Annotated in this window: 10 protein-coding genes; 5 read left to right on the top strand and 5 right to left on the bottom strand. The window is 42.2% G+C overall.

Features of this window, described 5'->3' with window-relative positions; translation table 11 throughout:
• The first annotated feature begins 118 nt into the window (after positions 1-118).
• Positions 119-1,717, top strand: coding sequence for a sulfatase family protein (locus RS130_RS11365; protein ID WP_316026050.1), 1,599 nt, complete (start codon positions 119-121; stop codon positions 1,715-1,717).
• A 75-nt stretch (positions 1,718-1,792) separates the two neighbouring features.
• Here the strand turns inward: RS130_RS11365 and RS130_RS11360 are convergent, their stop codons facing one another.
• The 3 genes from RS130_RS11360 to RS130_RS11350 form a co-directional block, all read right to left on the bottom strand.
• Positions 1,793-3,001 carry a methyl-accepting chemotaxis protein gene (locus RS130_RS11360; RefSeq protein WP_316026049.1) on the bottom strand — a complete coding sequence of 403 codons (1,209 nt, stop codon included), beginning with the start codon at positions 2,999-3,001 and terminating at the stop codon, positions 1,793-1,795.
• Between the two features lie 84 nt (positions 3,002-3,085).
• The gene (locus tag RS130_RS11355) at positions 3,086-3,325 is read right to left on the bottom strand and encodes a PAS domain S-box protein (RefSeq protein WP_316026048.1); all 240 of its coding nucleotides are present in this window, start codon (positions 3,323-3,325) and stop codon (positions 3,086-3,088) included.
• Between the two features lie 146 nt (positions 3,326-3,471).
• Entirely contained in the window at positions 3,472-4,224 is a 753-nt protein-coding gene (locus RS130_RS11350; RefSeq protein WP_316026047.1) for a sulfite exporter TauE/SafE family protein, read from the bottom strand.
• A gap of 323 nt (positions 4,225-4,547) precedes the next feature.
• On the opposite strand from RS130_RS11350, the gene RS130_RS11345 reads away from it, so the two are divergent.
• The 4 genes from RS130_RS11345 (at position 4,548) to RS130_RS11330 (ending at position 9,856) form a co-directional block, all read left to right on the top strand.
• Positions 4,548-7,076 (top strand): DUF4982 domain-containing protein, encoded by a 2,529-nt coding sequence (locus RS130_RS11345; protein ID WP_316026046.1) that lies wholly within the window; start codon positions 4,548-4,550, stop codon positions 7,074-7,076.
• A gap of 68 nt (positions 7,077-7,144) precedes the next feature.
• Entirely contained in the window at positions 7,145-8,326 is a 1,182-nt protein-coding gene (locus RS130_RS11340; protein ID WP_316026045.1) for a sulfatase-like hydrolase/transferase, read from the top strand.
• Positions 8,277-8,720 carry a sulfatase/phosphatase domain-containing protein gene (locus tag RS130_RS11335; RefSeq protein ID WP_316026044.1) on the top strand — a complete coding sequence of 148 codons (444 nt, stop codon included), beginning with the start codon at positions 8,277-8,279 and terminating at the stop codon, positions 8,718-8,720. Before RS130_RS11340 ends, RS130_RS11335 begins: the two co-directional genes overlap by 50 nt.
• Positions 8,721-9,106: 386 nt before the next feature.
• A complete protein-coding gene (locus tag RS130_RS11330) occupies positions 9,107-9,856 on the top strand; it encodes a hypothetical protein (protein WP_316026043.1) in 750 nt (249 codons plus the stop codon).
• Between the two features lie 37 nt (positions 9,857-9,893).
• Here RS130_RS11330 and RS130_RS23525 read toward each other — a convergent pair whose 3' ends face one another.
• Both RS130_RS23525 and RS130_RS11315 read right to left on the bottom strand, forming a co-directional pair.
• Positions 9,894-11,816: a nitrate reductase gene (locus RS130_RS23525; protein WP_346433326.1), complete on the bottom strand. Its 1,923-nt coding sequence runs from the start codon at positions 11,814-11,816 to the stop codon at positions 9,894-9,896.
• Positions 11,817-11,943: 127 nt separating this feature from the next.
• The gene (locus RS130_RS11315) at positions 11,944-12,690 is read right to left on the bottom strand and encodes a molybdopterin-dependent oxidoreductase (protein ID WP_316026042.1); all 747 of its coding nucleotides are present in this window, start codon (positions 12,688-12,690) and stop codon (positions 11,944-11,946) included.
• Between the last annotated feature and the right edge of the window lie 2 nt (positions 12,691-12,692).

Here is a 12,692-nt window from a genome sequence, read left to right as displayed (position 1 = left end):
GGATGATCTAAAGCTTTATCTTAGTCTACCTTACTTACAATTACTTTACATGCGAACGTTAGCTTTAATATTTAAATTACAATACCATGACACTAATTTACTTGGCTTTAGGAATATTATGTTTAGAACAATTAAAAAAGCAGGAAATAGTGTTTTTCTCATCACCCTCTCTTTATCGGCCGCTTTAGTTTTATCCAGTTGCGCCAATGATAATAAGCCACTCACCAAACCAGCTCATTACGCCAGCAGCGAAAAACCTAATATCATTTTCTTTTTCACCGACGATCAAGCCTACGACACCATTCGTGCCTTCGGTAATCCAGATGCCGTCACACCCAACATAGACAAGTTAGCTAACAATGGCGTGGTTTTCAGTCGTCACTACAACACCACATCTATTTGTATGGCGAGTCGCGCAAGTGTAATGTCTGGCATGTACGAATATAAAAATGGTACGAATTTTCAACATGGCCCTATGGCCGAGACGATTTGGCAGCAATCTTATCCACTTCTGTTAAAACAAGCGGGCTACCGTACAGGATTTGCCGGAAAATTTGGTTTTCCTGTATCCAACATGTCAGCAAGCGAATTAAACAAAGAAGAAGGTAAAGTAGCCCAACACGATTTTGACTTTTGGGCAGGAGGCCCAGGACAAACAAGTTATAAAACAGCGCAGAACGAGTCCATTAAAAAATACGCCCAAGATTACCCTCACAGCAGCTTGGCATATGGCGCTGTAAGTGTTGATTTTATTCGTGATGCGGTCAAGGATAACACCCCCTTTGCCATGAGCGTTTTTTACAAAGCACCGCATCGACCTGTAACACCGGATCGTAAATTTGATGACGTATATAAAAATACTGAATTCAGAAAGCTGCCCAATTACGGCCGTGATGCAGGTAAGCACTTTTCGAAACATTCTCAAAAAGGTCGTCAATACCCTAGGTTTGAAGAATGGGGATATTCAGAAGCGCAAACTTATCAACAAGCCTTAAGAAAATATCACCAGTTGATCCATGGAATAGACCAATCCATCGGCATGGTATTAACCGAACTAGAAACACTTGGTATTGCCGACAACACTGTCATTATTTTTGCCTCTGACAACGGCTACTTCAATGGTTCTCACGGTTTGGGTAGTAAAGTTTTACCCTACGAAGAAGGGGCTAGAGTGCCGCTTATTATTTACGACCCTCGCAATCAACAAAGTGGTAAAATGCGTACCACTACCTCCTTAACGGCTGGGGTTGATATAAGCGCAACTATTTTAGATTTTGCTGGCGTAAGCAAACCGATTTCGTGGGATGGCGTTAGTTTAGTGCCGATTTTAAATGATAGTAATCAAAGAGTTAGAAAAACCATGCCGCACATTCAAGTGTGGGGTTTAGAAGAAACACGTAACCTAACCGTACTCGACCAGCGCTTTAAGTATATTTATTGGTACTATCAAGACGAACAACAAGATCTAGTGCCTACCGAAGAGCTATATGATCTAGCAAACGATCCTTACGAATTAACAAATGTCGTGTCTGATATTCGTTATGCCAGTACTTTAGAAAATATGCGTGCTGTATACGACCAGCAAATTAATCACTGGCAACAACATAGTGTTAAGTACAATGAATATGCGGAATATGGCCAGTTATTTGATCGCCACTTGAGCTGGCCAGCCAAACAACAAATATTGAACAAAAAAGGAATAGCAGACCAAGAATAATGCACAACCAATGTGTTTAATTCACCCAAACCACTGCAACCAACATGTTGCAGTGGCGTTAGTCTAAATCAAATGTTAACCAAATGTTTTACCTAGACCAGCTAAGACTTCAGACCTTTGCTCAATTTTTTCAGACTCCTCTTCAACAGTTTCAGCTTGACGTAGATTGTTTTGAGAAATTTCATTCACATTCAAAATATTGCGGCTGATCTCTTGGGACACTGTACTTTGTTGTTCAGATGCGACTGAAATTTGGGTCGTAATGTCGGCTATTTCAGAGACCACTGAATACACTTGATTAACTATGTCTTTAGTATTTTCTGTGTCAGAGACACATTCGTCTGCGGCTTCTTTACCCTCTAGCAACACTTTCGACCAATTCACTAAGGTGGATTGAATTTCGCCTACAGAAGACTGTATTTGTTCGGTCGCTAAATGCGTACGACTAGAAAGCGCTCGTACTTCATCGGCTACCACAGAAAACCCTCTGCCATGGGTGCCAGCTCTTGCGGCTTCAATTGCCGCATTCAGCGCCAATAAATTGGTTTGATCCGCTATACCTTGGATCTCTTGCATAATACCATCAATTTTTTCCGCTTCAGAAGCCAAGTTACTCGCCGTATTGGCAGAGTCTGCGACATCTTTGGCTAAACTCGCGACCTTAGTCATTGTTTGTGTCATGGAGTCTGTTGCTCGTTTACAATCTAAATATACCGACTCTACTTTTGATGAAGCAACAGACGTATTACTCGCAACATCGGTATTGGTTGCCACCATCTCTTCTATCGCGACCGAAACTTGGTGTAACTGGTTAGCCTCTTCTTTAACCCCTTCTTTGGCTTGTTGAGAGATATCTCTTAATCGCTGCCCCCCATCTTTCAAGGTTGAAGTACTATCAACAACACGACCAATGATGGTTTTAATTTTCCCTTCTAACATTTTCTTCATAAAATCGACCACACTACTGGCGCCGGTTCCTGAATAAACAAGACGGGAGACACTGTCATAACGTTGTTGTTGCGCACTGATATACTTGCGCAATGAGAGCAATTCAGCTTTAAAAATTACATAAGGCAAGGCAATAAGGGCAAATGCCAGCCAAGGATAATACAAGGCAGCTGCTGCAATGACGGCACCTGTACCAATAAATATAAAGTCCATAGCAGCACGACTATGAAAAACCGAAAAGGGAGACTTACCCGCATTTAATTTAGCATAGAGATTTTCCGCTCGATTGCGAAATTCTGGTTTTAACTTTGTCCTAACAGATTGATAACCCGACAATTTTCCATTTTGATATAGAGGAGTAACAAAAGCATCGACCCAGTAATACTCACCATTCTTGCAACGATTTTTGACCGCACCACGCTAGGATTCATGTGCTTTTAGTTTAACCCAGAGATCAGTAAAAGCGGCTTTAGGCATATCAGGGTGCCTAACTATATTGTGATGTTGTCCTTGAAGTTCTTCTAACGTAAAACCTGCAACTCGACAGAATGTTTCATTCGCATATTGAATAACACCTTGAGTATCTGTAACAGATACTAACTCATCATTTTCTAGAACATTAACCTCTTGATTAATGGTAGTTTTTTGGTGTTTTATCATATACGGCAACCTTTTAAAACAATAAATTATGCGCCCATAGGTATCGGTGAGCATTGAGAAACTAGCTTAAAGTATTATACCAATTAGCTTTGGATTAAAACTGAAATACAATAACTAAAACATATTTATATGATTATCGACCTCAGTTAAATATTCATGAGAATTGCTGCAATTGCTGTCATACCTATAACAAACCATCGGTATTGTCTATCGGGAATACGCTTTACAATATATACGCCACACACAGCACCTATTGCGATAAAAGGTAAGCTGATGAGATTCAACAAAAGTGAATTACTATCTATGCTCTGCCAACTATAAATATGGAATGGTACTTTAAACACATTGATCACTAAAAAGAACCATGCTGCGGTGCCAATGTATTCGTTCTTTGGTAACCGCATACTGAGTAAGTATAAACCCATAATCGGCCCGGCCAAATTGCCAATCATGGTGCTAACACCTCCCACTAACCCCATTAATATGGCAAACCACAAATAATCTGGGACCGACTTTTTATCCGCTTTTTCCATCCATAACATTATCCCCAAACTAACGAAGATGATAACACTCATGATGACTCTAAATATCTCATCATCAACTATATTACCAAGCCAAGTGCCAATTAATACTCCCACAATGGCCGAAGGAAATAACTTAACTAAATAACTCCAATTGGCGTGTCTGTGGTAATACTTCACGGCAAATAAATCTGCTACCACTAACATGGGTAGCATTAAACCAGATGATGCCTTACCGCCAAAAATGACCGCTAGTAACGGCACGGCTAAAAGAGAAATACCATGCACGCCCGTTTTTGCCATCCCCACAAAGAAAGCGACCAAAAACACAAAACCAATAGTTTGATATGCCAAGGAATAATCAAAGAGTTGAAACATAAAATAAAGGTGGCCTATTCTGCGGAAATTCCTGCCGCTCATACTAAAGAGCAGGCAAATATAGTCAACTAGCGAGAAAATTTATCCACGATAAAAACACATTGATCAGCTAAATATTGGTTTTTGGCTATTTTTTTCAGGATAACAACTATTAACGTGTTAAGAACATGTCAATACATCGGCTTACTGTAGGCAGAATGTCTGTAAACAAGGTCATAAATTTGTTAAATCACTTGCTATTAAATGCAACAAATTTATCATATACGACAACAATAAATCATATATAAACACGCTACTCAACTCTAACTATGAGGCTTCCAAATATGAGTATTCTTCGAACCCATCGAAACATGAATTTACCTTCGTTTATGTTGTGCTGCATTCTAGCCTTTGTCACGTCCCACGTTGTCGCATCAACTCAATATCAGGCGACTAAACTTGGCGAAAAACAAAGTTTCAACAACGACTGGTTATTCAGTAAAGGTAAACAAGTTGGCGCCGAACAAGCTAACTTTGACGACAGTAATTGGCAACGTGTCACCTTACCTCATGATTGGGCGATAGAAGGCCCATTTGATGAAAAGTATAATGCCCGAAATGGTGGCTTACCTTTTCATGGTGATGGATGGTACAGAAAAACCTTTACTGTCGCAGAAGCTGACAAAGGTAAAGTTGTATCCGTAACCTTCGATGGTGCCATGTACGATGCTCATGTGTACATCAACGGACATTTTTTAGGCCGTCGTCCATTTGGCTATTTATCCGTGAATTACGATCTAACACCTCACTTGAATTTTGGAAATACAAAAAACGTCATCGCCGTTTCGCTTGCCCCGAAAGATTTATCAACTCGCTGGTATCCCGGAGCCGGTTTGTATCGCCATACTTGGTTAGAAATTAATGACCCAGTTCACGTGGCCAAATGGGGGACCTACGTCACCACGCCTGAAGTAACACCTGAACGTGCAACTATCGCCTTAGAAACGAAAATAAATAATCAAGGGGACCAAACCAACGCTAGCCTGCAAACGCAAATAGTTAGAGCTGACGGCTCAGTTGTTTTGAAAAAGTCCATCGACTTAGGCAAACTCGCAACGGGCACCAAAACAGTTAATCAAAGCTTCACTCTCGAGGATCCCATTCTTTGGGACACAGACAACCCATACCAATATAAAGTACTAACTAAAGTGATTCGCAATGGCAAAGTGGTAGATAAACACACAACGCCACTGGGTGTGCGCCACATCGAATTTAAAGCCGATGACGGCTTTTGGTTAAACTGGCGTCGCGTACAAATTAATGGTGTATGTTTACATCATGATAACGGTCCAATTGGTACTATCGCTAATCGACGTGCTATCCAGCGTAAATTAGAAATCATGCAGTCGATGGGCGTAAACTCGATACGTACTTCCCATAATCCACCTTCTCCAGAGTTAGTTGAACTGGCCGATGAAATGGGAATTTTATTGCAGGTTGAAGCCTTCGACGTTTGGAAAATACAAAAGCAATCTGTGCACAATGGTTACCAAGTATTTTATGATGAATGGCATGAGCGAGATCTACGCGATATGATCATTCAACATCGCAATAACCCATCGGTCATTATGTGGAGTATTGGTAATGAAATTATGGAACAAGCGCAAAAGGATGGATGGAAAGAAGCTAGACATTTAATGGAAATTGCCCACGATGAAGATCCATCACGCTTTACCGCGGCAGGATTTAACAATATAGGTGGCGCAATTAAGAATAAACTAGCTCACGAAACCGATATTCAAGGTTTTAACTACAAGCCATTAAACTATGAGCAAGTGCACAAAGATCACCCCGACTGGATTTTGTTGGGTAGTGAAACCTCGTCTATCACCAGCACACGTGGCATTTACCACTTCCCAATCGACAAATATAAAGTGCATGATTCACGTCATGTGACCAGTTACGACATCATTGGTCCTCCTTGGGCCTATCCACCAGAAATTGAGTTCGAATACCTAGCGAAAACCCCAGCAGTGATGGGTGAATATATGTGGACAGGTTTTGACTACTTGGGCGAACCCACGCCCTACGGCGGCAAAGATCACAGTGGTGACGGCTACTGGAACGCCGACTGGCCAGTTCGCAGTTCCTCGTTTGGTGCAGTTGATTTAGTCGGCTTCCCTAAAGACAGATATTTTCTATACCAAAGCCAATGGACTAGCAAACCTATGGTTCACGTCCTGCCTCATTGGAACTGGCCCAATATGGTCGGTAAAGAAATCCCTGTGATGGCGTATACCAACGCCGAAGAAGTAGAATTGTTTGTCAATGGCACATCAATGGGCCGAAAAGTGAAAGGCGTAGATAAAGCAGAGTTACCGGTAAACTTTATTCGCTGGGATACTTTAGGTCAAAAGAATTGGAAGTCTGGCTACCGTTTGCGCTGGGACGTTAAGTACCAACCAGGTGAAATTAAAGTTGTAGCCTATACCGACGGAAAAGTGGTTGCCGAGGAAATAGTCAAAACAGCTGGCTTACCGGCTAAAGTCGAGTTAATCGCTGATCGCACAGAAATTGATGCAGACGGACAAGATTTGTCCTACATAACCGTGCTTGTGAAGGACAAAGATGGCAATATTTGTCCAACTGCCGACAACCACATTCGCTTCTTTGTGGAAGGTGCTGGCGAAATCGCTGCGGTTGGGAATGGTAACTCCTCAACTATCGCCCCATTTAAGGCTGACTATCGCCGCGCATTTAACGGAAAAGCGATGTTGATAGTCAAAAGTAAACATGGCGTAGCTGGAAAAATAAATGTCAGAGCCTATTCAGACCAGCTTAGTAATGAGCCAATTGTAATTAGCGCCAAATAACGACAACAGATACCAATCTGTATTGGTATAAAGGCATGACTTTAACCTTGTGTATAAGGAATTAAATTTTGAAAAAGACAGCGATTTCCATATTTTTCCCCATTTTGGCAATGGCAGTAATATCGTTAGCCGGTTGTTCGGGCCCTCAACAAGAAACAGCCGTAAAACCCACCGCGGCTAAGGCAACCAGCAACGCTCCTCATCAAAAACCGAATATAGTCTTTATATTTGCCGATGACCAAGCGCCTAAAACCATCGCCGCATACGGTAATAAACAAATAATAACCCCTAATTTGGACAAGTTGGCCAACAGCGGTGTCAACTTTAGTAATGCCTACAACATGGGGGCGTGGAATGGTGCAGTTTGTCAGGCATCGCGCGCCATGTTGAACTCTGGGCTAGCCGTATGGCAAGCACAAAAAATAGACCACAGATTTAGACAAGGTAAGGATATCAACACCACTTGGGCTAAATTAATGGAAAAAGAGGGTTACGACACTTACATGACCGGTAAATGGCATGTTGCTGCAAAACCCCAAAATGTATTCAACGTGACAAACCATGTACGAGCTGGCATGCCCGAAGACTCTTGGGATCACGCCACCATGCAAAAAACCTATGACGACTTTATAGCTGGGAAAACCCAATATAAAGACACCGCAGAATTTATGCCTATAGGTTATAATCGCCCGCTAGGCAAGGACGATCATTCTTGGTCGCCTACCGACCCTAAATTCGGCGGTTACTACGAAGGCGGCACTCATTGGAGTGAAGTTCTCAAAGATGATGCGTTAGCGTTTATCGAACAAGCTAAGCAGAAAGACACCCCATTTTTCATGTACTTAGCTTTTAATGCTGGCCATGATCCTAGGCAAGCGCCACAGGCTTATCAAGACTTGTATGATGAAGAGGCAATACCATTACCTGCAAACTGGGCCGATAACTACAAAGAGAAAGACTTGATTGGTAATAGCCCAAGGTTACGAGATGCCGCACTAGCCCCCTTCCCTCGCACTGAATACGCCACTAAAGTGCATTTAAAAGAATACTATGCGTTAATCAGCCATATGGATACGCAAATTGGCGATATTCTAGCGGCCTTAAAAGCCAGTGGGAAAATGGATAATACTTATGTGATCTATACTGCAGACCATGGTTTGTCGGTTGGCGAGCGTGGCTTGTTCGGTAAACAAAATATGTATGAAGAGAGTGTGCGCGCCCCTTTCATTATTTGGGGACCAAGGTATTGAAGGTGGCCGAACCATCGATGCCAATATTTATTTGCAAGACGCTATGGCCACCAGCTTAGAATTAGCTGGCGCCGAAAAGCCAGAGTATGTGTTCTTCAATTCAGTAATTGATTTAGCTAAAGGACAAACCACTAAGAGTCATTACGACGCTATTTATGGCGCGTATGTCGACAGCCAGCGTATGATCAAAAAAGACGGTTTTAAACTGTTGGTTTATCCAAAAGCCAATACCATTAAACTATTTGATTTAGCGGCTGATCCAGATGAAGTGATAAATTTAGCGGGGCAAAGCCAATACAAGTCAAAAGTCAGCGCACTATTTGCAGAGCTAATTCAATTGCAAACAAGCTTGCAAGACAGCATGGACTTAACCGCTATGTATAAAGCCCTCTAGTTCAACTAAACACATCCAGTTAAAAGCGCGACCTAACTAGCCTAGCTCGCGCTTTTTTATTGGTTATCGCAATGGTTGACGACTGAGATAATCAACATCAAGTTACAACTAGTACGCTTTCCTCGAATTCAAGTAATATTCTGCTCTTTGTGCTAATACCGCTGCAACGAATGATGACAAATTCCAGTACCGCTATAACAAACACTGGGCCAAAAGGATCTGTAAGTAACCTGAATCCTGGATAAGCTGAACCTCTCGATAACCCTCTTTGTGTATCTAGCGGCGTTGGATTGTTTAGCAATAACAGGTTATTACTAAACAATCCGCCTTGCTATTCTCCTATTTATTGTTAAAGCTTAAACATGGACAGAGAATAGGCATCATTCATGAAGATAGTCGCTATCCTGACAATTTATTTAATACTTGCGCTCCATGCTTTTGCAAAATCAAACAGTGTCAATACATTGCGTGTCGGTATTGCCTATCTGCCAAATATAGCGGCAAAAAAATCAGATCCATTACCTGTATTTATGCAGCGTTTAGCGGACGTGAGTGACGTTCCAATGGACATCAACATTTATCCATTTCCTCGCTCAATTGATTATTTGAATAGACAAAAAATTGATATTCACTTGCCTATGATAGAGAGCCCGTTTATTGATAAAGAAGCGCTAACTTACCAATTTTCTGATATTGCGCTTTGGAATGTAAACTTCGTGATTTATAGTCATAAAGACACAATCATCAACCTAAATGAATTATCGGCGCTCACATTATATACCGATCGCGCACATACTCATTTGTTTCCATTCAAAGTATTCCCTATAGGCCATATTGAAGGGGCAATTCAAATGGTCGATAAAAACCGCATCGACGGCTTAATCTTTGCTGATACGGTGATAGACGATACCATTATTCAATACAACTTGGTTAATATTAGAAGAACCTTGTATGGAACCTTTCCTGTCAAATTTATCGTACCGAAAGGGCAGATTGGTGATGAAATAAATGAAAAACTGCGGATCGGCATGAACATATTAAGAGCAAGGGGTGAAATCAAGCCCCTGTCAACTAAGTTAAGCTTTGTTTATGATGACTGGCAACCTTACTTGATGAACTCAGGCAAAACCGAGTAGCCTCAGTGGTTACTCGGATATTTTTTCAAGCATACAACTAATCCACTTCAGCAACAGGGATCAGCATTTTTAGTAACGCTGAATCTTTATTTGGCGTGATTGCTGAAAGGCCTTTGTATTGATTTACCAGCTGGCTTAGTTCTGATTTACATGAACCACAATTAGTACCGCATTTAAGCTCTGCTCCTAATTTATCAACAGAATCGCACCCTTGTTGAATCGCGTCTATGATGCTGTTCTCGCCGACTTTGAAACAACTACAAATTAGCTTTCCTTGCTTGAATTCTTCATCTGGCTGTACATTTAACAAACCATGCATTTGCTCAGGGGTAAGATTTCCAGCAGCAAACAGGCTATTAATCCATGCGCCATCAACCTCTATGTGCTGCTGCCCCATGATTAAACTAAGTGATAAGTCACCGTCTCGTAAAGCAAAGGTACTATGTACCTCTCCACCAGACACACTGACCCATTCGTCATACAGAGGTAAATTAAGTTGTAGCCATAACTTAACCTCAGCTTCGTTATGCTCGGTTGCAAAGTAAATCAAGGTTCCTTGCGCAACTGGGCTAAGCACAAAGTAGCTGAATTTTTCACGCAGCAATTCTATTGCTAGGGGCTGTTTAACAAAGATTTTGCCCTGCAACGGAAACGTCGCTTTGGCAACGGCTACAGCAGCATGCTTAAGTTCAGGTTGACCAGAAACAACATCGTTGGCGTCAGTGTACAAGGCAGCAATATTTGAACTAGAGGTATTAGTGGCACTCCAGTGAATTGGCGCAAACACTTCGCCTTTTCGTTGCTTGTCATCGAGCACAACTGGCAAACAGACTGCCGATTGCTCACCGCTAAAATGGCTAGCGGTTAAACGAACAAAATCGTTGTCACTCAGTGCAAACTTCTCACCATCAGCAGGGTGCACCGCTAAGAATGGCCGACTGATATGCGAGGTTAACTCTGAGGTTTTACCGGTACGTGTCATGGTGTGCCACTGGTCACGTAGTCGCCCACTGTTCAACACCAAAGGAAAAGCCTTGCTGGTGCGCTGCTCTGGTTGATTAAACTCGGTCACGACAAATTGCGCTTTGCCACTTTCAGTATAAAACTCTCCGTCGGTAAATAACCGCTTAGTACCATCAGGCGCGTGTTTATTCACGGGCCATTGAATAGGTTTCAGTCGGTTGTATTCTTCGACTGATAGGTTTTTCAGGCCCGATAAGTCAAGGTCTCGCCTGCCTTTACCGGTATTTCCTGTAGCCGTTAGACCAACATATTCGGCAAATATTTCGCTGGGATGATCAAAATTAAAACCTTCGACATAGCCCATCGCCTTGGCTACATCACAGATGATCTGCCAATCATGCTTAGCTTCACCACTTGCTGCCATCATCCCACGCTGCCGAGAAATGCGTCTTTCTGAATTAGTGACTGTGCCATCTTTTTCAGACCAACCGGTCGCTGGAAACGACACATCTGCAAATGCCAAGGTGTCGTTTTTATCGACACAGTCCGACACTACCACTAATTCACATTGCTTGAGAGCAGCAGCAATTTTTTCTCGGTTCGGCATACTTACCATGGGGTTAGTAGCCATAATCCATACCGCTTTAACTTTGCCTTGCTCAATAGCATCAAACATATCTACGGCTTTCAATCCAAGCTCGCTTGGGATAGTGGGAGACTGCCAATAATCTTGCACTAGCTTTCTATGCTTAGGATTTCCAATATCCATATGGTTTGCCAGCATATTGGCTAAGCCACCTACTTCACGGCCGCCCATTGCATTAGGCTGACCCGTAAGAGAAAAAGGTCCGCAACCCACTTTGCCGATTTTGCCTGAAGCCAAATGCGCGTTAATAATGCCATTGGCTTTGTCGGTTCCAGAGGTGGATTGGTTCACCCCCATGCAGTAAGCGGTCACGACTTTTTTGGTTTGACAAAATAGCTGGTAAAAATCCACCAGCACGGTTTGCTCAAGCTCACAAATGTCTGCTACTTTTTCTATTGTCCAGCTATTAGTCTCGGCAAGTACTTGCTCAAAACCTTGGGTATAAGACTCGACGTAATCCGCATCTAAGCCGTCATGATTAACTAAATAGTTTAGTAAACCATTGAATAATGCGACATCTGTACCTTAGCTTGATTGGCAAATGTAACTCAGCAATTTCGGCTGTTGCCGTACGCCTTGGATCAATACTAATCACTTTAAAATTAGGATTGAGCTTTTTTGCCCGCTCAATGCGTTGAAACAAGACAGGGTGTGTCCAAGCTGCGTTTGAACCCACCAACACTAACAGCTCTGTTTCTTCCAAATCTTCGTAACAACAAGGTACAGCGTCAGCGCCAAAAGCACGCTTATAAGCAGCAACGGCTGATGACATACACAATCTAGAGTTGGTATCGATATTGGCGCTACCGATGTAGCCTTTCATTAATTTATTGGCTACGTAGTAATCCTCGGTCAATAACTGGCCCGACACATAAAATGCCACCGCTTCTGGGCCATGCTGTTCGATCACCTGCTTAAATTTATTGGCAACCTTACCGATAGCCTGCTCCCAACTGGCCTTTTCACCTTTGATCCTTGGTGACAACAAACGACCATTAATCGAGTTGGTGTTTAGTAATTTACTGCCTTTAACACACAGGCGACCAAAATTAGCAGGATGATCAGAACTACCTTGCAAGGCAGTCAGTTGACGATTTTTATCAACCGTCACTTCAACACCACACCCGACCCCACAATAGGGACAGGTTGTGTTAACCAAAGAAGCGTTGCATGCTAATGTTGTGTCATCTTTGTGTTTGTCAGCAATGTTGCTGATAGTAACCATAT

The organism is Paraglaciecola aquimarina (assembly GCF_032464635.1).
GTDB lineage: Bacteria > Pseudomonadota > Gammaproteobacteria > Enterobacterales > Alteromonadaceae > Paraglaciecola > Paraglaciecola aquimarina.
The sequence above is the reverse complement of the archived record's forward strand: the minus strand, read 5'-3'. Positions and strand labels throughout refer to the sequence as shown.